General features: G+C 53.2%; 23 protein-coding genes. 15 read left to right on the top strand and 8 right to left on the bottom strand.

Translation table 11 applies throughout. The features are described from left to right. Positions 1 to 7 precede the first annotated feature (7 nt). The 4 genes from can to QZJ86_RS00830 all read left to right on the top strand — a co-directional run bounded on the left by can (position 8) and on the right by QZJ86_RS00830 (position 3,721). Positions 8 to 640 carry a carbonate dehydratase gene (gene can / locus QZJ86_RS00845; RefSeq protein ID WP_301935790.1) on the top strand — a complete coding sequence of 211 codons (633 nt, stop codon included), beginning with the start codon at positions 8 to 10 and terminating at the stop codon, positions 638 to 640. A 32-nt stretch (positions 641 to 672) separates the two neighbouring features. Then, complete coding sequence (locus tag QZJ86_RS00840; protein ID WP_301935789.1) at positions 673 to 2,232, top strand: SulP family inorganic anion transporter; 1,560 nt, start codon at positions 673 to 675, stop codon at positions 2,230 to 2,232. A gap of 268 nt (positions 2,233 to 2,500) precedes the next feature. After that, positions 2,501 to 3,058: a DUF2799 domain-containing protein gene (locus tag QZJ86_RS00835; protein WP_301935788.1), complete on the top strand. Its 558-nt coding sequence runs from the start codon at positions 2,501 to 2,503 to the stop codon at positions 3,056 to 3,058. 123 nt (positions 3,059 to 3,181) lie between these two features. Next, positions 3,182 to 3,721, top strand: a complete 540-nt coding sequence (locus QZJ86_RS00830; RefSeq protein ID WP_301935787.1) for a copper resistance protein NlpE — start codon at positions 3,182 to 3,184, stop codon at positions 3,719 to 3,721. Between the two features lie 77 nt (positions 3,722 to 3,798). Here QZJ86_RS00830 and QZJ86_RS00825 read toward each other — a convergent pair whose 3' ends face one another. From QZJ86_RS00825 to QZJ86_RS00810, 4 genes are read right to left on the bottom strand one after another with little or no spacing between them, the layout of a single operon-like run. After that, positions 3,799 to 4,860, bottom strand: coding sequence for a phosphotransferase enzyme family protein (locus QZJ86_RS00825; protein ID WP_301935786.1), 1,062 nt, complete (start codon positions 4,858 to 4,860; stop codon positions 3,799 to 3,801). Then, positions 4,857 to 5,444 (bottom strand): RdgB/HAM1 family non-canonical purine NTP pyrophosphatase, encoded by a 588-nt coding sequence (gene rdgB / locus QZJ86_RS00820; protein ID WP_301935785.1) that lies wholly within the window; start codon positions 5,442 to 5,444, stop codon positions 4,857 to 4,859. The genes QZJ86_RS00825 and rdgB overlap by 4 nt, the downstream gene beginning before the upstream one ends. Before the next feature lie 5 nt (positions 5,445 to 5,449). After that, a complete protein-coding gene (rph, locus tag QZJ86_RS00815) occupies positions 5,450 to 6,199 on the bottom strand; it encodes a ribonuclease PH (protein ID WP_301935784.1) in 750 nt (249 codons plus the stop codon). A 60-nt stretch (positions 6,200 to 6,259) separates the two neighbouring features. Further along, the gene (locus tag QZJ86_RS00810) at positions 6,260 to 7,171 is read right to left on the bottom strand and encodes a serine/threonine protein kinase (RefSeq protein WP_301935783.1); all 912 of its coding nucleotides are present in this window, start codon (positions 7,169 to 7,171) and stop codon (positions 6,260 to 6,262) included. Between the two features lie 55 nt (positions 7,172 to 7,226). On the opposite strand from QZJ86_RS00810, the gene QZJ86_RS00805 reads away from it, so the two are divergent. After that, complete coding sequence (locus QZJ86_RS00805; protein WP_301935782.1) at positions 7,227 to 8,078, top strand: YicC/YloC family endoribonuclease; 852 nt, start codon at positions 7,227 to 7,229, stop codon at positions 8,076 to 8,078. A 320-nt stretch (positions 8,079 to 8,398) separates the two neighbouring features. Here the strand turns inward: QZJ86_RS00805 and QZJ86_RS00800 are convergent, their stop codons facing one another. Next, the gene (locus QZJ86_RS00800) at positions 8,399 to 8,644 is read right to left on the bottom strand and encodes a hypothetical protein (protein WP_301935781.1); all 246 of its coding nucleotides are present in this window, start codon (positions 8,642 to 8,644) and stop codon (positions 8,399 to 8,401) included. A 401-nt stretch (positions 8,645 to 9,045) separates the two neighbouring features. Between QZJ86_RS00800 and QZJ86_RS00795 the strand changes: the two genes are divergently transcribed. Beyond that, positions 9,046 to 9,717, top strand: a complete 672-nt coding sequence (locus QZJ86_RS00795) for a zinc ribbon domain-containing protein (RefSeq protein ID WP_301935780.1) — start codon at positions 9,046 to 9,048, stop codon at positions 9,715 to 9,717. 85 nt (positions 9,718 to 9,802) lie between these two features. Here the strand turns inward: QZJ86_RS00795 and QZJ86_RS00790 are convergent, their stop codons facing one another. Together QZJ86_RS00790 and QZJ86_RS00785 are read right to left on the bottom strand one after the other, a co-directional pair. Next, positions 9,803 to 10,333 (bottom strand): flavin reductase family protein, encoded by a 531-nt coding sequence (locus tag QZJ86_RS00790; protein WP_301935779.1) that lies wholly within the window; start codon positions 10,331 to 10,333, stop codon positions 9,803 to 9,805. 120 nt (positions 10,334 to 10,453) lie between these two features. Further along, complete coding sequence (locus QZJ86_RS00785) at positions 10,454 to 10,720, bottom strand: hypothetical protein (RefSeq protein WP_301935778.1); 267 nt, start codon at positions 10,718 to 10,720, stop codon at positions 10,454 to 10,456. Between the two features lie 255 nt (positions 10,721 to 10,975). On the opposite strand from QZJ86_RS00785, the gene QZJ86_RS00780 reads away from it, so the two are divergent. The 9 genes from QZJ86_RS00780 (at position 10,976) to QZJ86_RS00740 (ending at position 18,910) form a co-directional block, all read left to right on the top strand. Then, positions 10,976 to 12,862: an ATP-binding cassette domain-containing protein gene (locus QZJ86_RS00780; protein WP_301935777.1), complete on the top strand. Its 1,887-nt coding sequence runs from the start codon at positions 10,976 to 10,978 to the stop codon at positions 12,860 to 12,862. A gap of 2 nt (positions 12,863 to 12,864) precedes the next feature. Beyond that, positions 12,865 to 13,377, top strand: a complete 513-nt coding sequence (locus QZJ86_RS00775; protein ID WP_301935776.1) for a hypothetical protein — start codon at positions 12,865 to 12,867, stop codon at positions 13,375 to 13,377. Between the two features lie 8 nt (positions 13,378 to 13,385). Further along, positions 13,386 to 13,829, top strand: a complete 444-nt coding sequence (locus QZJ86_RS00770) for a universal stress protein (protein WP_301935775.1) — start codon at positions 13,386 to 13,388, stop codon at positions 13,827 to 13,829. Beyond that, a complete protein-coding gene (gene cobU / locus QZJ86_RS00765) occupies positions 13,822 to 14,349 on the top strand; it encodes a bifunctional adenosylcobinamide kinase/adenosylcobinamide-phosphate guanylyltransferase (RefSeq protein WP_301935774.1) in 528 nt (175 codons plus the stop codon). The genes QZJ86_RS00770 and cobU overlap by 8 nt, the downstream gene beginning before the upstream one ends. A gap of 6 nt (positions 14,350 to 14,355) precedes the next feature. Next, complete coding sequence (gene cobT, locus QZJ86_RS00760; RefSeq protein ID WP_301935773.1) at positions 14,356 to 15,396, top strand: nicotinate-nucleotide--dimethylbenzimidazole phosphoribosyltransferase; 1,041 nt, start codon at positions 14,356 to 14,358, stop codon at positions 15,394 to 15,396. A gap of 176 nt (positions 15,397 to 15,572) precedes the next feature. Continuing rightward, the gene (locus tag QZJ86_RS00755) at positions 15,573 to 15,986 is read left to right on the top strand and encodes a TM2 domain-containing protein (RefSeq protein WP_301935772.1); all 414 of its coding nucleotides are present in this window, start codon (positions 15,573 to 15,575) and stop codon (positions 15,984 to 15,986) included. A 2-nt stretch (positions 15,987 to 15,988) separates the two neighbouring features. Beyond that, a complete protein-coding gene (locus QZJ86_RS00750; protein ID WP_301935771.1) occupies positions 15,989 to 16,708 on the top strand; it encodes an adenosylcobinamide-GDP ribazoletransferase in 720 nt (239 codons plus the stop codon). Next, complete coding sequence (bluB, locus tag QZJ86_RS00745; protein WP_301935770.1) at positions 16,708 to 17,409, top strand: 5,6-dimethylbenzimidazole synthase; 702 nt, start codon at positions 16,708 to 16,710, stop codon at positions 17,407 to 17,409. Before QZJ86_RS00750 ends, bluB begins: the two co-directional genes overlap by 1 nt. Further along, entirely contained in the window at positions 17,399 to 18,910 is a 1,512-nt protein-coding gene (locus QZJ86_RS00740) for a cobyric acid synthase (RefSeq protein ID WP_301935769.1), read from the top strand. Before bluB ends, QZJ86_RS00740 begins: the two co-directional genes overlap by 11 nt. Here the strand turns inward: QZJ86_RS00740 and QZJ86_RS00735 are convergent. Further along, positions 18,881 to 23,509, bottom strand: a complete 4,629-nt coding sequence (locus QZJ86_RS00735) for an EAL domain-containing protein (RefSeq protein WP_301935768.1) — start codon at positions 23,507 to 23,509, stop codon at positions 18,881 to 18,883. The two genes, QZJ86_RS00740 and QZJ86_RS00735, sit on opposite strands and share 30 nt — an antisense overlap. Positions 23,510 to 23,539: the final 30 nt, after the last annotated feature.

Here is a 23,539-nt window from a genome sequence, read left to right as displayed (position 1 = left end):
GACAAAAATGCATACCCCTGCGAAATTGCTGCTCGAAAACAAAGCCTGGTCTGAAGAGATCAGCCGAAAAGACCCTTCTTTTTTTACACAACTGGCGAAGGAACAAAAACCCGATTTTTTGTGGATAGGTTGCGCGGATAGCCGGGTGCCGGCGGAAACCGTGGTCAACGCCCAACCCGGCGAGATCTTTGTGCATCGCAATATCGCCAATCAAGTCATCACGACTGACTTCAATTGCCTGAGCGTTTTGCAATACGCGATTTCGGCATTAAAGGTTAAACACGTCATCGTCTGCGGGCATTACGGCTGCGGCGGCGTTAAAGCCGCCTTACAGCCGCAAAGATCCGATTTGGTGATCGCCAATAAATGGCTGTTGCATATTAAGGACGTCTATCGCCTGCATCAGGAAGAGCTGGAAGCGATCGATCCGGCGAAAAAAACCGATCGTTTAATCGAACTCAACATCATCGAACAGGTTTACCGCCTGGCTCATACCTCTATCATCCAATCGGCCTGGAAACATGGCCACAAACCCACGTTGCACGGCTGGGTCTACGGTCTGAATGACGGTTTAATCGCCGAATTGATCAAACTGGACCACAACACCCAGATCAATCCGATTTATCGATACGCCGATTAGCATTTCGGTTTTCGTAACTACTGAGTAAGCCAATGACAACTCATTCAAATGATTATTTGAAACATCTGCACCAGGATCTGCCCGCCAGTATCGTGGTCTTCCTGGTCGCCTTGCCATTATGCCTGGGAGTAGCGTTAGCTTCCGGCGCGCCGCTGTTTTCGGGGATTATTGCCGGGCTGGTCGGCGGCTTGCTGGTTTCCTGGGCCAGCGGCTCGCAATTGAGCGTCTCCGGGCCGGCGGCGGGTCTGACGGTCATTGTATTTGAAGCCATCGAAACCTTGGGTGGCTTCGGCGGGTTTTTACTGAGCCTGGTGATTGCTGGCGGTATACAAATCATACTGGGGTTTCTAAAAGCCGGCGTAATTGGCGCCTTCTTTCCGGCTTCGGTGATCAAAGGCATGCTGGCCGCGATCGGTTTGATCCTGATCATCAAACAAATCCCACACGCCACCGGTTACGACACCAGCTTCGAGGGCGACGAAAGCTACATGCAGGAGACTGCCGAATCGAGCTTCTTTGAACTGACGCAGGCGCTGGAAGGGATTACCCCCGGCGTGACCATCGTCAGCGTCGTGGCATTATTGATTCTGATCATTTGGGAAACCGGCTTTATCAAACAGTTCAAATTGTTAAAGCTGATTCCGGGTCCGCTGCTGGCGGTGATTTGGGGGATCAGTTTCAACTCGCTTGCCCTGCATTTTGCGCCTGAATGGATCATCACCGAAAAACATCTGGTCTCGCTGCCGGAGCTGGGCAGCACCGCTAATTTTATCAACCAGTTGCGCCTGCCGGATTTTAGTTATTTTACCAATCCTAAGATTTACAGCGTTGCGGTGACCATTGCGATTATCGCCAGCCTGGAAACGCTACTCAGTATAGAAGCGGTCGATAAACTGGATCCGCATAAACGCATCGCGCCGACCAACCGCGAGCTTAAAGCGCAAGGATTGGGCAATATGATCAGCGGTTTGGTGGGCGGTCTGCCGATCACTGCGGTGATCGTCCGCAGTTCCGCCAACATCAATGCCGGCGGTCAGACCAAAATATCAAGCTTTTTCCACGGCGTGTTGTTGATGGTGAGCGTGCTGTTCTTTGCCAAATATCTGAACATGATCCCGTTGGCCTGCCTGGCGGCAATTTTGCTGCAAACCGGCTATAAACTAGCCAAGCCGGCATTATTCGTGGAGTTTTACCGCAAAGGCTGGAATCAGTTTCTGCCGTTTGCGATCTCCATCGTCGCCATTTTAGCCACCGACTTATTGGAAGGCATTGCCGTCGGCATGGCCTGCGGCTTCTTCTTCGTGTTGCGTGCCAATTTCCATGCCGCGATCACCTTGACCCAGCATGGCCCGCATTATCTGTTGCGGCTGCATAAAGACGTGTCGTTCCTGAACAAGGCTTTGTTGCGTAAATATCTGGGCGAAGTACCCGATGACAGCGATTTACGGATCGACGGCGCCAAGGCTCAATTTATCGATCTGGATATTCTGGAAACCATTGCCGATTTCCTATTGGCTGCGCCGGATCGCGGTATCAGCGTCGAAATCCAGGGATTTAGCGTCGAAGGCGTCGCGCCTTCATCCGGGCATTAAGCGTTGAAAGAAAACTCGGGGGCTTTGGAAATCTATTTTCATTCCCCCGATGACGCTCTGCAGTGAATCTTGATTGTCCCACCTCCGGGCCAACTCGGCTTATACCCAATGCCCGATTGGTCAATGACCGGGAATTGCTTTAGCCTATCGCTCTCTACCGTATCCGGGCAATCGGTTGAAATTGACGCACAAGGTAGGCCTTTATGTTTATTTTTCGAGCCACTCGAACTAACATGAACAATCCTTAACTCAACCGAGTAGAAATCCTTTGCGTCGTATCACCGCGCTGTTGAGTCTCATCGTTTTAAGCGGCTGCGCCACGCTCAGCCAGGAAGATTGCATGCGTGGCGATTGGTTTGGTGTGGGCGTCAAAGACGGTCTTGCCGGGGAAACCACCAGCCGCCTGTCCGATCATGCCAAGGCTTGTTATGAATATGGCATTGCGGTTCGCAATGACGCTTATTTGGCCGGTCGCGAACAAGGGCTGCGGGATTATTGCCGGCTGGACAATGCCTTCAACGTTGGCTTGAATGGCTACCCGTATCATCATGTCTGCCCACCGGCCATCGATGGCTTGTTTGGACATTACCATGCCGCCGCCTATGCCGTGCATGGCGTTCGTACTGAACTCGATAGGATCGATAGCGACCTGTCCAGTAAAGAAAGCCTGCTGCGAGACAAGAAATTGAGCGATAGGGAACGTGCGCGAATTCGCGACGACATTCGTGATTTGGACCGCAAACACGATAGGCTGCGAGACGACCTTTACTACCGCGAGCGGCAACTCGATGATTTGCGCCGCGAAGCCCAGGCTTATCGTCGATAGACGCCGGGCTACATTAGGAGATAAGCTTCGCTATGGTATCCTGCCCCATGCAAGGGTAATCCCAACCAGTATGGAGACGCTTTAAACCCGACCAGTTTATTCACAAAAACAGAAAAATCTTATATGCAAACATTCACTAGAAAAATTAAAAAAAATGTGACTTTGATTTTTTTCGGCGCCTTGCTACCGGCGCTGAATGTCGCGTGGGCGGAGTCCGATAAGCAACTCCAGGAAAAAACCCTCAAGGCGCGGGAAATGATTCATCAACAATCCATGGATCATTCTGCTCACACCAATCTGGCAGATAAAACCGAAGGCTTTCGCGGCGTTTTTTATGGCTATTTGCCTTGCAAGGAAAAAGATTGCGACGGTTTCAAAATGACGCTGTCTTTGAAACAAAAGAACAATTACTTACTGGTTACCCAGTATGCCAAAGCCTCCTCCAGGGAATATTACGACAAAGGCAAATACGACTGGGACGATAAGACCCACACCCTTTCGTTAACATCCAACAAGAACGACCTCAAACGTCAATTCAGCATCAAAGACGAAGGCACCCTCGTTCAACTCAACAGCGACGGCACGCCGATACCCGGTGACCAGGACGACTATACCCTGGAAAGAAGCGATAAAACTAAATCTCGGGAAGTGCATATTCACTAAATATGCAATTTTGCACGCGGGGGCGCGCCGCTGTCTATCCCAACACGCGGTTTCATTTGCTGCGTCTCGGCCCGCCCCTATTGATAGCCCAAGCCGGCTATCCATTGCTGCAACACGCCTTTTTGTCGGTCTATGCTGTCGCATAAAGCAAACTGAGCAAGCGCCCGGTTTAAGTTTTGCCGCGGCGCGGCGACTTTGAAATATTGATCGCCATTCAAATAATCGCTGAAAAATCTCAGCCCTAACTCAAACGGGATCAGCCAGATGGCGGGGTATAAATAGTCGTAATCGTTCGCGCTGAAAAAATCGGCGGCTTCTTGCAGGTAGTTTTCCAGAATGATCTGGCAACGCGGCAGATCGAATTGATTGGTTTGCGGAATGTGGCAACAGGAACGCAGGCAATCGCCGATGTCGTAATGTACCAACCCCGGTTTGACGGTATCCAGATCGATCAGGCTGACGATGCGATTGCTACCCGGCTCGAACAGAAAATTATTCAGCTTCGGGTCGCCGTGGATGACCCGCTCCCGCAACTCGCCGCGTTGCTTGGCTTGTTCCAATACCGAAATTCGATCTTGGACGCGTTCGATAAAGCCTTGGCACTGCCGAAATTCCGCATCCACTGGCACTTGCAGCGGCAGCTCCAGCAATGTCAGATAATTTTGATGATAAGTCGGCGTGATATGAAAACCCGGCAGCGTGTCATGCAACGCCTCTGGAGATAATGTGCCGCACAGACGATGAAAATGCGCTAATGCAAAGCCGACTTGAGCAGCTTCCTCGCTATTACCAAGTTGTTCGCGGCTCTCGGCCGGTTCGATCAATTGTAGCGCTCGCCAGATTTGCCCGTCTTCGTCCCGATAATAAGCCTGACCGGCGTCGGCCGACAGCAGCGCCGGAATCCTTAAACACACGCTTGCCGACGCTTGCTGGGCGATGTGGCGATTGAGCTGCTGGAGATTGGCAACCACTTGTTCCGGTTCCGGAAACACCCGGCCATTGATGCCTTGCAGCACAAATTGCACATCGCCGGCCTTTACCAGGAAGGTGTCATTGATCAGGCCGTTGCCGAGCGGTATGACGTCGTTGACGGCTTGTCCACCGGCAAAATACCCGGCAACCCGATACAGCCTGTTCACTGCCCGGCAAGTTGTCGGCTCAGCGCCCGTAAAGCTTGGCCGCGATGACTGAGAGCGTTTTTCAGCTCCGGCGCCAATTGCGCCGAAGAACACTGATATTCGTCCACCCAGAAAACCGGGTCGTAGCCAAAACCGTTTTCGCCTACCGCGTGATGCAGAATCCGGCCTTCCCAAACGCCCTGGGCAACGATAGGCGTCGGGTCCAGCGCATGGCGCAGATAAACCATCACGCAAATGAAGCGGGCCGTGCGTTCAGCGTCCGGCACGTCGCGCATTTCTTCCAGCAACTTGTCCAGATTGGCTTGGTCCGAGGCGCCGACACCGGCATAACGTGCCGAAATGACGCCGGGCGCGCCATCTAACGCATCCACCACCAGGCCGGAGTCATCGGCTATAGCCGGCAAATTGCAATGCGCGGCAGCGTTGCGAGCCTTGATGATGGCGTTTTCGATAAAGGTCTCGCCGGTTTCTTCCGGCTCGGCCACGTTAAACTGCGATTGCGGCAGGATTTTATCGTTTTGCAGGATGGCTTGAATCTCGCGGATTTTGCCGCGATTGCCGCTGGCTAAAACAATCGAACTCATCCCGATTACAGCACGACGCGAAGTGGGGCCGGCTTTTTGGCTTCTTGTAATGCTGCCTGTTGTTTTTCCAAAAGTTGGTTGATACCGAATTCGGCCAATTCCAACATGGCGTTGAGTTCGTCTTTTCTAAAGGCGTGGCCTTCGGCTGTGCCTTGCACTTCGATAAAGTGGCCGGCGTCATTCATCACCACGTTCATATCGGTTTCGGCTTGATGATCTTCGGCATAATCCAGATCCAGCACCGGCACGCCGCTATATATACCCACCGACACCGAAGCCACTTGGCCGTGCAACGGGTTTTTCTTGATCTTGTGGGTTTTTAATAGATGCTCGATGGCAATCGACAGCGCGACGAAACCGCCGGTGATCGAGGCGGTACGGGTGCCACCGTCGGCCTGGATCACGTCGCAATCGATGGTGATGGTGTTTTCGCCCAGCGCTTTAAGGTCTATCGCGGCCCGTAATGAGCGACCGATAAGACGTTGGATTTCCAAGGTGCGGCCGCCTTGTTTACCGCGCCCCGCCTCGCGGTCCATCCGGCTGTGAGTGGAGCGCGGGAGCATGCCGTATTCAGCGGTAACCCAGCCCTCGCCCTTGCCTTTCAGAAAGCGCGGAACGCCATTGTCGACGCTGGCGGTGCACAAAACCCGTGTATCGCCAAACTCCACTAACACCGAGCCTTCGGCATGCTTGGTGTAATTACAGGTAAAGCGTATTTCGCGTAATTGATCGGGATTGCGTCCGCTTGGTCTCATGATGATCTCGCCAGTCTGAAAATGCCGGCATTATACTGGCTTTACTCGGCCGAATTTTAACTATTGCGCCGGGTCGCCAGGGCTCAAGGCTTGCTGTAATTCAGCGACACTTTGCGGCCGGTTTTCCGGAAGAACCGCCATCGACCAATCTATGGCCTTGAGCAGATATTCCGGAAAACGACGCTTATACACTTTGGCAGCGAGCGGCAAATCGTCCTGTTTGAGCCGTTCCGGCGACGGTATCGGAATCTTATAATCCAGACAGGCACGCATGCTGGCCCCCACCGCATAAATATCCGACCACGGCCCGAGATTGCCATCATTGTCGTATTGCTCGATCGGTGAGTAACCGTTGGTCAGCACCTTGGCGCGATTACGTTGCGGATCCAGCGTGATTTTGCGAATCGCACCGAAATCCAGCAGCAAGGGGTCGTTTTCGCCACGAATCAGAATATTGGCAGGCTTGATGTCCAGATGCACCAGGCCTTTTTGATGCACGACTTCGATACCGGTCAGCAACAGCCTGAACACGGTCAACAAAAAATCCTCGTTAATTGGCAAGCTTTTTTTATGCAGGATTTTGTCGAGGGTGATGCCGTAATCGTAAGTCATCACCATATAGACGGTATCATTGGCCTGGAAGAAATTGATCACATCGACGATATTGTGATGCTTGAGCATCGCCAAGACCTTGGCTTCCTCAAAGAACAAAGCTCGGCCACGCATGAACAAGACTCTGGCCTCGTCACTATTGGGCACCACCAAGTTATTCCAGGTACGATGCGCCAACTTTCTAGGCAAATATTCCTTGATGGCAACCTGAATCTGATCGGCCAGCTGTCGGGCCAGGTACACCGAGCTGAAGCCACCATGCGCTAATTCCCGCTCAATCATGTACTGATCTATAATGGTTCCCGATTGCAGGTAATTCCATTCCTTAGGATAAGTTTCTGGATCGTAGTATTCGGCCATGAGTAAAGATGCGCGGGTTAAGCATAACGATTATAGGTGAAAAATGATAAGAAGCATGACCGCTTTTGCGGATGGCGAAATGTGCGCCGACAACCTAACCATCCTTTGCGAATTACGCTCGGTCAACCACCGCTATAGCGATGTCAGCGTCAAGCTACCCGAGCGATTGCGTTTTGCCGAAGCCGATGTGCGCAGGCTGGTTGCCGAAAAATTGAAACGCGGCAAAATCGAATGTTCGTTGAGCTACAAAAAACAAACTAGCGAGAACGGCTTTAATATCAACAGTGAGATCGTGCAGAAATTGCTTGCCGCTACTGCCGGCATCGAAGCCATGATGAATAGTCCGCAGCCGTTTTCCGCGTTGGACGTCCTGGCATTTCCGGGGGTGCAGCAGGAAACCGAAACCGACAAGGAAGCCCTCCGCGAAAAAATTATCCAGCTGCTCAATGCAACGCTGGACAAAATGCTGGAAACGCGGGCTCGCGAAGGCGCACAACTGGCCCAACTCTTGGAAGACCGCTGCCAGAAAGTCAACCAACTGGTCGTGGCCGCCCATAAACGCATGCCGGAAGTGCTAAGCAATCTGCGTAGCAAATTGACCAGCCGAGTATTGGAAATGGTTGCCGAACCCAATTTCGACCGGCTGGAGCAGGAACTGGTCTTGCTGGCGCAAAAACTCGATGTGGCCGAGGAACTGGACCGCCTGGAAACCCACGTTGCCGAAGTACAGCGCACCCTGAAACAACCCGAGCCCACCGGTCGCCGCCTGGATTTTTTAATGCAGGAAATGAACCGCGAAGCCAACACTCTAGGGTCGAAATCCGCAGACCGGGAAATGACCCAGATTTCGATCGATCTAAAGGTGCTGATAGAGCAGATGCGCGAGCAGATTCAGAATATTGAATAAAGTTTCAGGCTGTCCCGACCAATCCCATGAGCTAATCGAAGCCCGGTAAATCGGGGCTTTTTTGTGCCTAAGCATTCCCAATCAATCCGAAAAGCGCAGACGAAAAAACTAAGCATCAACCAATTGTAATTGGTCTGAATGACTGAGGGCAGATTACATCTCCGGCCCGAATCAATACTACTGAGGTGTTAGGTTCGAGAAGCCTAACCTTCGTGGCTTATGGTTTTGTGGTTATCAAGAACGTGGCAGATGTGTCATCTGCTCAGATGCAAAGAGGAGAGGAGTCCCTCAAACAAACAAAGCCGCTAGCACGCGGCTTTTTACTCTTTACGTTTGAATGCAAATTCGCGCATCGGAACAAGGCTTAGTTTTACATTTTTAACACCAGCTTTGCGCCCGCCATCGTCACCGTTCTTAATACAGTTTTTAATGAACGCGTTAAGCTCTTCAGTGGATTTTTCTTTGTTACTAAAAGGCCCAAAAATGCCTTCCCGTGCAAAAAAGAACCATTCCATTAATCCCGTTTGAGGATTGCGCTGGCTAAAAACCCTTTCAACATCAAACATTGTGTGCCCACCTGCCAAATTTTACTGCCTTCATGATAACTCATGGTTGACAAAACATGCACGGCAGGAACAAACAAACCGGGAATTCTCAGACAATTTATGCTCTCTGATAGACCGCTTGCTGGGCCAATAATCGCGGCGAACAGCCGTGCGATTATTGGGAGGAATTGCATGCCAAGCAATAAATCAAAGCCCAGTATCGATCGAAAAATGATCTCCAAAAGTCGCCTGCAAACATACCGTTAGCCGGATGCCACGGGTATTTTGTATGTTATTCTCCTCTCTGACCGACAGCATTCGTAAAAACAGATTGAATTTGATTGATAGAAATCAATCTGTTGAACCGTTAATATGCGTTCAAACCCGATACTATTCCCTGTAAAGAGGGGATTGGAGTTCTTATGTTTGCCTCATTAAATAATGCATGCCACCGTGCGGCGCAGCTTTTTATCACTATTTTGACAATACTGATAATCGGTAAATTAATTACGCTGGTGCCGGTCATGCATCAGTTGGAAGTAGCTAATACTTTCAAGGCTGCAGATATTATCTGGTTTCTGGCTAGACTAGCCGCACTCTTGGTATTTTATTTTTTTACGCGATATTTGATAGAAGCCATCCCGAGCAATGGTGGCGCGTTGTCCTTTGTGAAAGGCATTGCGGAACCATTGGCTGCGCTATTGATTGTCATTGCAATGCAGGCACTGTTTTGGGAATTATTGGCGCCTTTTGCCAATGCGCTAGGCAGGACGATTTACCATAGCTCAGCCATCATCTTGATCGCTTGCGTCAGTGTTTGGTTGGTTTTAAGGGCTTATCGCTACTCGGCTTACTTAGTTGATACAGTCAACAACGTGAGCGACACGCTATCTCGATTCATCCCCCAGCAAAAACGGGTCTGCGCCCAATGTCATACGGAAATCTCCGCCAACGCCCATTTTTGTAATCAATGCGGGCATAAAACCCGGGAATCCCTATCTTGTACTGAATGCGGGGAGGCTATTTTGGAAGGACAGAAATATTGCCAGAACTGCGGATCAACGCTTGGCAACGCGACTGGCTCAAACGAATAACCGATTCCCTTGAATTTCTATGCCGGTGTGAATCAGAAAAAAGTCCGGGTAGCGAACCAGCAGTAATGATCACCCTTTATGTTGGTCAACGCATCCTTGATTGTAATTCGATGATCTCGCCATCGATCACAAATCGGCCGTACCCCTGATGATGGATGGTCTTGGGATTTTGTTGCGCCGGATCAATCCAAGCTTTGACAACCTCTAGGACGAACAGATTGTATTTATTCACTAGCTGGCTATCAACTACCCTGCATTCCAGGTTGGCGAAACATTCGGCGATTAACGGTGCGGCGACATGTTGAGCCGGCAGTTGCGTCAAACCAAGCACCGAAAACTTATCGACAGTCCGGCCGGATAGATTGCCAGCCTCTACCACCTTGGTAGCCAATTCCACTGCCGGCACGGCGATCACGCATTCCCGATTGGCACGTAGCGCAGCAAAACTGTAATCGTCACTACTGACCACACAGGCCAGCAAGGGCGGCTCAAATTCCACCATCATGTGCCAGGATAAAGTCATCAGATTGAGCCCGCCCTGATTAGCAGTGGTCAGTAAAACCACCGGCCCCGGCTCCAATAACCGATAGACTTCTGCTAACGGTAACTCTTGCATCGTAGACACCGTCTTACACACCTGCTTCCGTTAAATTAGTTCAGAACGATCATAGATGCGGTAAAGCAAACGGGGTATTCCTTTGATATTACCGCTTTTGATCGAGGCTACGAGTCAGAATTACTCGGATAGACGCTTGGCGACGCGTTGATACGCCTCCTTAAGTTCTTCGCCGACAATTTTGGCCTTGGCGATATATTCCTCGGAAGTTTCTACCGAGTCGTCGGCAATTTCAGACGCTTTGCTTTTGATCAACTGCCACTGTTTTTCAGCTTCCTCGAATTCATCCTTGGCTTCCATCGACGCCAGATGCAGCTTTAATCGAAGTTCCTCGCGAACCGCTTCCAAATTGCCCAGTAAACTTTCAAACTCGTTCTTTAACGACATGACGCACCTCTTTGCTTGATTAAATGCTGTTAATAACACGGCAGACCATTTCGACCCATTAAAGTTTAGTTCGAGTAACCGATCAGGCAATCCATCTGCACAAAAAGCCGCTCTTGAAACCGATCCCAGCCAGACATTACCTACAGACCGAACCGATGCAGATCGCCGACAATAAACTGCAAAAGACGCCATGCCCTCTCGCGCGTTAAAATTCCCCTGTTGTGCGTCGATGCACCCAGCCAATTTTTCACCGCCATGCTTAATTTCAAAAACATCGCCATCCGTCGCGGCAGCCGTTTGCTGTTTAGCGGGGCCTCATTCACCATTCATAAAGGTCAAAAAATCGGCTTGACCGGGGCCAACGGCGCCGGCAAATCCAGCTTGTTTGCATTGCTGCGCGGCGAGTTGCATGCCGACGAGGGGGAGTTTTCGATGCCGCCCAATCTGGAGGTGGCGCATGTGGCCCAGGAAACGCCCGCCTTGGAATGCTCGGCGATCGATTATGTGTTGGACGGCGACCGCGAATTACGCGATCTGCAGCGCCGCTTACAAGCCGCCGAACAAGCTCACGACGGTTTGAAACTGGCCGAGCTGCATGCCGCGCTGGATCATGTCGGCGGCTACACCGCGCAAGCCCGCGCCTCGCGCTTGCTGAACGGCCTGGGATTCAGCACCGTGCAGGAAAGCCGGCCGGTCAGTTCCTTTTCCGGCGGCTGGCGGATGCGTTTGAATCTGGCCCAAGCGCTGATGTGCCGTTCCGACGTGCTGCTGCTCGACGAACCTACCAACCACCTGGATTTGGATGCGGTGATCTATTTGCAAGATTGGCTGTGCAAATATCCGGGCACCCTGCTACTGATTTCCCACGACCGGGATTTTCTGGATACCATCACCGACCACATCGTCCACATCGAGCAAAGCCGGGCCGAGATTTACACCGGCAATTACTCGGATTTCGAACGGATGCGCGCCGAAAAGCTGGCCCAGCAACAAACGGCCTACGAGAAGCAGCAACGTGAGATGGCCCATATCCAGAGTTTTGTGGACAGGTTCAAGGCCCAAGCCACCAAGGCCAGACAAGCGCAAAGCCGGATCAAGGCCTTGGAACGGATGGAGCTGATCGCCCAGGCTCATGTCGATTCGCCGTTCGGTTTCAGTTTTCCGCCGCCGAAGAAAATGCCCAATCCGCTGCTGAAAATCGAGGCAGCCGACATCGGCTATGAAGACAAGATCGTCATCAAAAACGCCAATTTGTCGATTTCGCCGGGCGACCGCATCGGCTTGCTGGGACCTAACGGCGCCGGCAAATCCAGTCTGATCAAGGTGCTGGCCGGCCAGATGCCGGCACTGAGCGGCAAACTACAAACCGCGCAGGATCTGAATATCGGCTATTTCGCCCAGCATCAACTGGAATTGCTGCGGCTGGAGGAAAGCCCGCTCTGGCACCTGCAGAAGCTGGACAAGCAAGCGACCGAGAAAGATTTACGCAATTTTCTGGGCGGTTTCGATTTTCGCGGCGACAAGGTCAACGATGCGGTCGGCCCGTTTTCCGGCGGCGAGAAAGCCCGGCTGGTGCTGGCCCTGCTGGTCTACCAAAATCCCAATTTACTGCTGCTGGACGAGCCAACCAACCATCTGGACTTGGAAATGCGCCATGCGCTGAGCGTAGCCTTGCAGGAATACCAAGGCGCCATCGTGGTGGTGTCGCATGATAGACATTTGCTGCGCTCCGTGACCGATCAACTACTGTTGGTCGCCGGCGGCAAGGTGCAGCCCTTCGACGGCGACCTGGACGATTACAAACAATGGCTGGCCGAACAAAAGAAAGCCGGCGACGAGCCGGCACTAACCGATAATACCGGCGGCGTGTCGCGCAAGGATCAGCGTAAACTGGACGCCGAACGCCGCCAGCGTCTAAAACCTTGGCTGGACGCAGTGAAAAAAGCCGAGGCGGCGGTGGAGAAATTTCATCAGCAACAACGCGATTTGGAAGAGCAATTGGCCGATCCGGCCATTTACGCCGAAGAGCATAAGGAACAATTGAAACAATTGCTGAGTCGGAAAAACCAAATCGATAGTGCGCTGGAGCAGGCCGAAATGGATTGGCTGGCGGCCGAGGAAAACCTACAACAAGCGGAGTAAGCATGTACCAACTGATCGTATTGTTTTTCGAGATTAGCATTCTACGCAAAGGGCCGCAGGATGTGCCCACGTCGCCGTGGTTGTTGCGGCTGATGTTCGTGCCGTATCTGCTGATCAATTTGTTGATTTTGTTATTGGATGGCAGTCTCTTGCATGCCTTGATGCAGATCGCCGTCGAAACCGCGTTGATGGTTGGCTTCAGCTATCCGTTGCTGTATTTTTCCGGCAAAACCGCCCGCTTTCCGCAAACCTTGACGGCTCTATTGGGGACCGACGCGGTGATCAGTCTGTGCGCGATTCCGGCCGTCGCCAGCCTTGGCACCCAGATCGGCGACGTGGCGTTTATTGCGATGATGGTATTGATGGGCTGGCATTGGCTGGTCAACGGCCATATTTTCCGGCATGCGCTGGACCGGCCATTGCTTTTCGGTTTGGCGCTGGCTTTTTTATATATACTGATTTCCTCGCAGGTAATGAGCTTGTTGTTCACCGTAGTAACGCCCGCTAGCAACTAGGAGGATTTATGACTATTTATCAACATGTTTTATTGGCCGCCGATTTTTTCGAACATGGCGATCAGGTCGCGGAAAAAGCCCGCCAAATCGCCGCACAAAGCAACGCTCAACTGAGTCTGGTGCATGTCGTCGATAATTTGCCAATCACCGACCCGGCTTACGGCCCCATTATCCCGTTCGATGTCGATTTGACCCAGGAACTGCTGGACGCCACCAAAAAACGTCTACGCGAGCTGGGCGAGAAATTGAACGTGCCCGAGGAACGGCAATGGCTGGAAATGGGCAGTCCGAAACTGGAAATCGTCCGGGTAGCCGAAGAAAATCGTGTCGATCTGATCGTGGTCGGCTCGCATGGCCGCCACGGTTTTGCGCTGTTGCTGGGTTCCACCGCCAACGGCGTGCTGCATCACGCCAAATGCGATGTACTGGCGGTGCGTCTGGCCGATGATTGAGCTGGTGTTGGGCGGCGCCCGTTCCGGTAAAAGCCGCTACGCGGAACAACAAGCGCTGGCGTCCGGTCTGCCGGTGGTGTATATCGCCACCGCCGAAGCCGGCGACGACGAAATGCAAGTCCGCATCCAGCATCACCGGCAACGCCGTCCGGATCATTGGTTCACAGTCGAAGAACCCATCCTACTGGCCCAGGTCATCAGTGATTACGCTGGCAAACAACATTGCCTGTTGGTGGACTGCCTGACTCTATGGTTGTGCAATACGCTGTTCGATAAACAAGGTCATCTGCAAGCCCAACGCTACCAGCAACAATCCGAAGCCTTATGCACGGCACTGGCGACCGGCCAGCACCATCTGATCATGGTCAGCAACGAAGTCGGTTCCGGCGTGGTCGCCGCCGACGCGATGACCCGCCGCTTCGTCGACGAAGCCGGCTTTTTACATCAAAAGCTCGCCCAACTCAGCGACAAGGTGGTATTAGTCACCGCCGGCTTGCCGCAAACCCTCAAAAACCTTTAAACATCGATGCACAATTTATTCGAGCCGATAGCCGAGCCAGACGCCAGCTATTGCCAACACGCATTGGACAGACAAGCGCAATTGACCAAACCGCCCGGCTCGCTGGGCTTGCTGGAAGAATGCGCCGTCCGACTAGCGGCGATGCAGCATAGCGAACAACCGCGCCTGGAAAAAGTTCATGTCAGCGTATTTGCCGCCGATCACGGTATTGCCGAGGAAGGTGTGTCGGCGTTTCCGCAAGTCGTAACGATGGAAATGGTGAAAAACTTCGCGGTCGGCGGCGCAGCGGTCAACGTGTTGGCCCGCCATATCGATGCCTATTTTGAAGTCGTCGATGTCGGTCTGCTGCAAGCCCTGGATTTACCCAATGTCGTCAATCATCGGGCCGGCCCCGGCACCGCCAATTTCAAACACACGGCGGCGATGAGCGCCGAACAACTCAATATCGCGCTGGCCGCCGGCCAAGCCGCCGTCGACCGGGCTAGCGCTAACGGCGCCGACATTTTCATCGGCGGCGAAATGGGCATCGCCAACACCACCAGCGCCAGCGCGTTGGCCGCAGCCTGGTTGCGGATGCCGGCTGCCGACATCACCGGCGCCGGCACCGGCTTGAATGCCGGACAAATTGATTACAAAGCTCAGGTGATAGCCGAAGCCTTGCTGCGCCATCGATCCAGATTAAACTCGCCGTTGGAGATTCTGCAAACGCTGGGCGGTTTCGAGATCGCCGCGCTGACGGCCGCCTATGTTGCCGGAGCCCGACGCGGCTTGCCGGTATTGGTCGACGGTTTTATCAGCAGCGTCGCGGCCTTGTTGGCGATCGGCATTAATCCGGGCTGCGCCGATTGGTTTTTCTACGGCCACTGTTCGGCGGAAAAAGGTCATGCCCAAGTCTTGCAAGCCTTGAATGCCCGACCCTTGCTGAATCTCGATATGCGCCTTGGCGAAGGCAGCGGCGCGGTGTTGGCCGTGCCGATATTACAAATGGCTTGCCGGCTACATAACGAAATGGCGACCTTTAGTCAGGCCCAAGTTTCAACATCGTAAGTTCCGGCTATCGCAACCAGGATCAATGGCGAGTCGGCGTGGTTTCCCGTATCATGGGCGGCGAAAAATAACCGGTGGCGTTTAGGCGACACCGGTTTTTTATTCACTGCGAGCAGCGGCCTGACTAACGGCCCCAATAATAATAAAAAGCATACAACGATGATTTGGTAAACAACATGCTAGGACATATAGAAAGTTACGATGATAGGTGCCAGACCGGCGTGATCAAACACGAAGGTCAATTCTACGAATTCCATCTCGATCAATGGACATCGGAAGCGCCACCCAAACCTGGCGACGATGTGGATTTCGATCATGAAGACAACAAGGTGACCGACGTCAGCCTGGTGGGCGCCTATCTGATGGAAGCCAAACCGGTCAAAAGCAAGATGGTGGCGGCCTTGCTGGGCATCGCTTTAGGAGCGATCGGTTTACATCGTATTTATCTGGGCTTTTATTTCCTCGGTTTCACCCAGGCCGTGGTGACCCTGGTTACCGGCGGCTTCGGCGTGATGTGGGGCTTTATCGAAGGCGTATTGATCGCCACCGGCCATATCTACAAGGATGCCAAGGGCCGTCATTTAAAATAATCGTGGATTCGTTTTTAATCGCGCTGCAATTTTTAACCCGCATTCCCGTCGACTATCGCGGCCTCCCCAGCGATAAGCAATTGGGCCGTTCGGTGTTGTTTTATCCGGCGGTTGGCCTGTTGCTGGGAATATTGCTGGCGGCGCTGGCAAGCTTGCTGCCCGGCAATTCGGCGCTATTGCAAGCAGCGCTAGTGCTGACTGCCTGGGTATTGTCGACCGGCGGCCTGCATCTGGATGGCTTGGCCGACTGCGCCGACGCCTGGGTAGGCGGCTACGGCGACCGCGAGCGCAGCCTGCACATCATGAAAGATCCGGCATCCGGGCCGATCGCGGTCAGCGTATTGGTGTTGGTCTTGCTGTTGAAATTCGCCGCCCTCACGGCGTTGCTGGCGCAAAGTCGATTCGCGCCGCTATTGATTGCACCGTTACTCGGCCGTAGCGCCATTTTAGTGCTGATGTTAAGCACCGACTATGTTCGCCCACAAGGCTTGGCGGAAACGCTCTTGCAACATTTGCCGGTATCTACAGCACGCCTGCTAGTAGGCGCTTGTGTGCTGCTGGCTTTAGCGATTGCCGGATTACCGGCTTTAGCGGCGGCCGGTTTGCTGTTGCTGTGGCTACGTCATGCCGCGATAGCGCGCTTAGGCGGCGCCACCGGCGACGTTTACGGCGCGGCCGTGGAATTGGTGGAAACCGCCGTGCTGGTTACGGTCGCACTTTAATGCATCGAAACTCCACTCCCGATCAATCCGAAGACAACGTCTTCGAAACAGACACCGCACACCGTTTCCCCGAACAGCAAATCGCCGGCGTTTATCGAGCCATTGCCGAACGCCGCGACATGCGGCATTTCCTGCCAGAGCCGGTCGATACCGAGACCTTGACCCGTCTGCTGCAAGCCGCCCATCAAGCCGGCAGCGTCGGCTTGATGCAGCCCTGGCGCTTCATCCGCATCACCGATCGCGGCCTGCGCATCAGCATTTACGATCTGGTCGAACAGGAGCGCCGCTTGACTGCCGAAGCGCTCGCCGAACGCCACGACGAATTCATGAAACTGAAAGTGGAAGGCATCCTCGATTGCGGCGAATTGCTGATCGTGGCGTTGCCCGACCAACGCGAGCGCCACATTTTCGGCCGCCGCACCCTGCCGGAAATGGACTTGGCCTCGGCGGCCTGTGCCATCCAAAACCTGTGGCTGGCGGCGCGCGCCGAGGGACTGGGGCTGGGCTGGGTCTCGCTGTTCGATCCCGAGGCGCTGGCGCAATTATTGAAAATGCCGGCCGGCAGCCGGCCGATTGCGGTCCTCTGCCTGGGCCATGTCGCCGAGTTTTATCCCAAACCGATGTTGGAATTGGAGAACTGGGCGACGCCGCAACCCTTATCGGCTTTTATTTACGAAAACGGCTGGCCCGATGAATCCTAAGCCGCCGTTTCAAGCGCTAATGGTACAAGGCACCACCTCCGATGCCGGCAAAAGTACCCTGGTGACGGCATTGTGCCGCTATTACTACCGCCAAGGTATCGCGGTGGCACCGTTCAAACCGCAAAACATGGCATTGAACAGTGCGGTGACCGTCGACGGCGGCGAGATCGGCCGCGCCCAAGCCGCGCAAGCGGTAGCCTGCGGTTTGCCGCCGCACAGCGATATGAATCCGGTGCTACTCAAGCCCAATACCGACACCACCGCGCAGGTGATCATTCACGGCAAGGTGCTGCAAAACCAATCGGCTACGCAATATCACGATTATAAAAAAGTCGCAAAACAAGCTGTGCTGGCGTCCTGGCAACGCTTGAGCAATCAATACCAGATGCTGATCGTGGAAGGCGCCGGCAGCCCGGCCGAGATCAATTTACGTGCCGGCGACATTGCCAATATGGGCTTCGCCGAAGCGGTGGATTGCCCGGTGATTTTGGTCGCCGACATCGACCGCGGCGGCGTGTTTGCGCACCTGGTCGGCACGCTGGAATTGCTTTCCGAAAGCGAGCAACAACGGGTAGTCGGATTTGTCATTAACCGCTTCCGCGGTGACATCGCGCTGTTAAAACCCGGCTTGGATTGGCTGGAAGCGAAAACCGGCAAGCCGGTGCTGGCGGTACTGCCGTATTTACACGATTTGTATTTGGAAGCGGAGGACGCCTTGTCCACCCGGCATGCGCAGCAGGGTCAAATCGAAGCCTTTCATATCGTGGTGCCACATCTGCCCAGCTTCAGCAACCATACCGATTTCGATCCGCTGCAATTGCACCCTGGCATTCGCGTCAGTTTTGCAAAGCATCCGGATCAAGTCTCCGGCGCCGATTTGATCGTGCTGCCCGGCAGTAAATCGGTACGTAGCGATCTGAAGAGGCTTAGAGAGCAAGGCTGGGACGTGTTTATCCGCCGCCATCTGCGTTACGGCGGCAAGCTGCTGGGGATTTGCGGCGGATTTCAAATGCTCGGCAACGGCATAGACGACCCATTAGGTTTGGAAGGCCAAGCAGGCCGCGCCGAAGGTTTAGGTTTGCTGAACATGGAAACGGTTTTACAAGCGCAAAAATGTTTAAGACAAACCAGTGGCAGCTTTTACCGACAGGCTACCCCGGTAGCGGGCTACGAAATACACCTGGGCGTCAGCAGCGGCCCGGCCTTGTCTCACCCTTTGTTCACGCTGGCGGAAGGCGACGACGGGGCGATTTCCGAGGACGGTTTGGTGGCCGGCACTTATCTGCACGGTCTATTCGATCTGCCGGAAGCCGGCGACGCCTTGCTGCATTGGGCCGGCTTCCGGCAAACTCAAACGGTCGATTTCAATGCGCTGCGCGAAGCCGGTATCGAGCGCTTAGCCGATTGCCTGGCGGCGCATTGCGATTTCGAATTGCTGGAAGCCCGATTACACGATTTTTACAAACACCGCTCAAACAACCAGTTCGACCTGTTCCAATAATTGCACAATCTCCAGGTTAACCTCCAACAACTTTTTGAAATCGCCATTATTAATGCCATTTTGATGGCTGTTCAGCAATTGCCGAGCCAGTTGATATTGACGAATCTGCGCTTGCTCCAATTGGTTCAGCAGGCGCGGATCGGTGTTTTGCTCGCTTCTGAGCCGCTCCAGCCATTTACCCAGATGCGATTTATTCGAATTCAAAATCGGCCAGCGCAGCTTGCTATCGGCGTTGGCTTGCAGGCATTGTTCGATACGCCGCAACCAATATTGCTGTTGCAGTTTCAGCAATTCCAACTGATTTTGCCAGTTGCTCAGCGAGCGTTTGGCGCAATTGGTCCAAGCCGGATGGTTATGATAATTTCTTACCCAGCCCGCTACCGCATCGGCCGGCATCGGCCGGGCGATACCGTAGCCTTGGGCGATGTTGCAGCCCAGCGCAATCAGAAATACGCCGTGCTCGATATCTTCCACGCCTTCGGCGACGACTTCTCGCTTGAAAGCCCTGGCCAAAGCAATCACACCCTCGACGATAGCCATATCGTTGGGATCGTCTATCATGTTGCGCACAAAACTTTGGTCGATTTTGACGGTATGGATGGTCAAATGCCGCAAGTGAGCCAAAGACGAATAGCCCGTGCCGAAATCGTCCAGCGCGCAAGGCACACCCAACTCGTGATAACACTGCTGGAGAATCTCGCCGACCGAAATTAAATCATCCAGCACGCTACTTTCCAACACTTCCAGTTCCAACTGCCGCGAGGATATTTGCGGATGTTCGGCCAACAGCGCTTCCAAATTTTTAACAAAATCCGGCCATTGCAAATGGCGTGGCGAGATGTTGACACTGACTTGCAATCGCAAGCCCAGGTCTTGCCAGATTTGCAACTGCTTAAATGCCTGACGCAACATCCAATTGTTGACATCGATTTCCAGCGCGGTGTTTTCTATAATCGGCAAGAATTCGGCGGGTGATAGCAGGCCACGCTCGGGATGCTGCCAGCGAATCAAGGCTTCCATACCGACGATTTCACCGGTTTTAATATTGACTCTGGGCTGGTAATGCAAGCGGAATTGGCTCTGGACCAAGCTTTGGCCCACTTCGGCCAAAGCTTGGTCCAGACGGCTAGGACGATGATTAATGCTCTCGGCTTGATTGGCCAAATGTTCGTAAATCCGGTAACAATTGCGGCCATCCAATTTAGCCTGATACATGGCCTGATCGGCATGGCGTAGCAAAATATCGGGATCTTCGCGATCCAATGGATAAATAGTCACCCCACTGCTGGCGGCAATCCTGATCTGATGCGTTTGGAGCTGGAACGGTTCGGCCATGGCATGATGGATACGACTTAAGGCATCTTCGCACTGCTGCACGGATTGCAGGTTTTCAAACAATAGCGCAAATTCGTCGCCGCCCAGTCGGCATACCGTATCGCCTTCGCGTAGATTCTGTCTGATCCGTTTGGCCACTTCCACTAACAACTGGTCGCCGGTTTCGTGGCCGAAATTGTCGTTGACTTGCTTAAAACCGTCCAAATCCATATAGCATATCGCCAATAGCAATTCCGCGCGCTTGCTGTGAGCAATAGCCTGCGCAAAACGGTCGGCAAACAACGCCCGGTTGGGCAACTGAGTAAGCGGATCGAAATGCGCCAACACTTCCAGGGCTTGCTGGTGCTGTTTGCTTTCGGTGATGTCCGAGAACAAACCCAGGTAATTGATAACGTTGCCGGCCTCGTCGCGCAATGCCGAAATAGCCAGTAGTTCGGCATACAAATCGTCGTTTTTACGGCGATTCCATATCTCGCCCTGCCAATGCCCGGTTTCGTTTAATGTTTGCCACATCGCTTGGTAGAACTCAGCCGAATGTCGGTCAGATTTTAGGAAACGCGGATTCCGGCCTATCGCTTCTTCCCGGCTGTAACCGGTAATCTCGGTAAACGCCGCGTTGACATCGATAACCAAGGCGTTGACATCGGTGATGATGATGCCTTCGTGCGCATCCGAAAATACCCGTGCCGACAAGCGCAGTTTTTCTTCGGCTTTTTTACGTTCGCTGACATCTTGGATGATACCCCGCATTCGCACCGGCTTGCCGATACTATCGCGTTCGACTTGGCCGACCGAGCGCATCCAGCGCTTTTCACCTTGTTCGGTTCGAATCCGGTATTCGACATCGTATTTGGCACCGGACTCGATATGCCGGCGAGAGGCCTCCATGATCACCGGCCTGTCCTCGGGGCAAACTACCGCCAGAAAATGATCCCAGGTAAAAAGATCGGTATTGGGGAAGCCCAAATCGGTAGTGACAATGTCCGACCAGTATTGGCGATCATTAATCAGATCGTATTCCCAAATGCCGACGCCGCCGTAGACTTGACCGATACGGAAGCGCTCCTCGCTTTGCTTTAGCGCCAACTCGGTTTCCTTGCGTTCGGTAATATCCTGGACCAGGACCACAAAACGGTCGGGACCGGCTTTATAACTGTCGATCGCATACCACCGACCGAGTTGCACCACGTGATTCTCTAAGTGCTTGGGTTCACCGCTAGTATCCAGACTATCGAAACTGCTGATCCAGGCAGCCTCGGTATTGGGCAGCACTTGCCTGACCGTTTTTCCTATCCAGTTATTGCGAGCGATCCCGGTCATTTTCTCGAAAGCCGGATTAATATCCAGATAGCGGTAATCGACGATTTTGCCGCTGTGATCGCGAATCACTTGATGCAGCGCAAAGCCCAGCGACATATTGGTGTAAAGCCTGGCCAAATCGGTTTCGCTGGCTTTACGCGCGCGTATCTCCCTGCGCATACGAAACACCCAATAGCCAAAAAACAGCAATATCAATAATGCGGCGATCGCCGGCCTCAACAAGGTTTCCAGGCGAATGCCTTGCTCGACTTTCAAGGCCATCCAGCGGTTAACGATGGCATCGTGTTCGCGTTGACCGATCCCGGACAACGCCTTGTCAAGCAGGCTGAGCAATTCCGGATGAGTCTTGACTGCCGCCATCCGGCTCTCGCTCAGATAATTGGTCTGCCCTTTGATGCGCAGATGCAACAAGCCCTGCTGTTTGATCACATAACTGGCCGAGGCGGCGTCGCCGACATAGGCATCGACCTTGCCTTCCGCCAACAGGTTTAATGCCTGATGTACCGACGAAGCAGCCACCAGTTGCAGTTCCGGGTAATCCCTACTCAACAGTTCCTGAAGAAAATAACCTTGTTCCACCGCCACCCGATGTCCGGCCAGCAATCTTAATGTATTGATATAACCGCTATTTTCATCGCCAATGATGACGGCCGGCGTGCTGATATACGGCTGGGTAAAGTTTAAATATTGCTCGCGATCCGGCGTTTTCACCGCTGCGGCTATCATGTCCAGTTCGCCGCGCTGGGCCATATCCAGGGTTTCCTGCCAGGATTTGTTCTTAATCGGCACGAATTTAACGCCTAACCGCTGTCCGATCAGTTGCAAATGTTCGGCAACCATGCCGACATAATTGCCGTTTTCGTCCAGAGATTCGTAAGGCAGAAAATCACGGTCTATGCCGACCCGTATTTCCGGGTGTTCCACTAGCCATTGCCGCTCGGCTTCGGTCAACTGCAACTCGATGGGCTGGCTGCCACTATGAACGAAGTCGTTGAGTCGGCTGTCGCTCAACGGCTTGGCCAATTTCAGGTTGGCATAAATACCTGCTACCCGCCTGAGTCTGTCCGCCTGGATTTGACCCAGCGGAATGCTACCCGGCATGATCAGCTTACGGGTTTCCTCAGCCTCAAAGCGCAACTGTTCCACGCTCAGTTTGCTTTGATACTTGTTGAGGATCAGTTGGACGATTTCTTCGGGATGGTCGAGCGCGTATTGCCAGCCTTTCAGGCTGGCGCGGCGAAAGCGCTCGCTACGGCCGGCGTGTTGTTGCAACTCGTTACGGCTGGTAAACAGTATGTCCCCGTAAAAGTCGATGCCGTAATTTTGCGGATTAATAATGTTGAATGGGATGCCAGCGGCGCGGAAGATAAATGGCCGGTCGGTAATATAACCGGACATTACATCGACTTTATCGGCGATGAAATCGTCGTGGTTAAAAGTCTCGGCAATTTTTTGATAGCGGGTTTCGTCGAGGTTGGCTTCGGCCAACAAAGCACGCACCTGGGCGTTATTCTCTCCGCCCACATCGTACATGATACGTTTGCCAGCCATTTCGTAAGGACTGATGACGCCGGAAGATTGTTTGCTGAACAACACCAAAGCATCGTGTTGAAAAATGGCCGCCAGGGCCACGATAGGCCGGCCGTTGGCGTACTGGGCGATGATACCCGAGTCGCCGATGCCGTATTCGGCTTGCCCGGACGCAACTTGTTCAATGTAATCTTGGGCTGGGTCACGCTCGCGTATCGTGACTTGCAAGCCTTCCTCGGCATAGTAGCCGTGCTCGACAGCCGCGTAATAACCGGCGAACTGGAATTGATGAAACCATTTCAATTGCAACGCCACTGTTTCCAATGGCTGATCCGCCGAGGAATTGACGGCAACGCTGACTGCACTAAACAGTAGAAAAAAGACCGTTGTCAGCCCAAAAATGGTTTTTTTCATAAACGCCAAACGGCCTATTGTGAAGTAGCG

Source organism: Methylomonas montana (assembly GCF_030490285.1).
In the GTDB taxonomy this organism is placed as follows: Bacteria; Pseudomonadota; Gammaproteobacteria; order Methylococcales; family Methylomonadaceae; genus Methylomonas; species Methylomonas montana.
The sequence above is the reverse complement of the archived record's forward strand: the minus strand, read 5'-3'. Positions and strand labels throughout refer to the sequence as shown.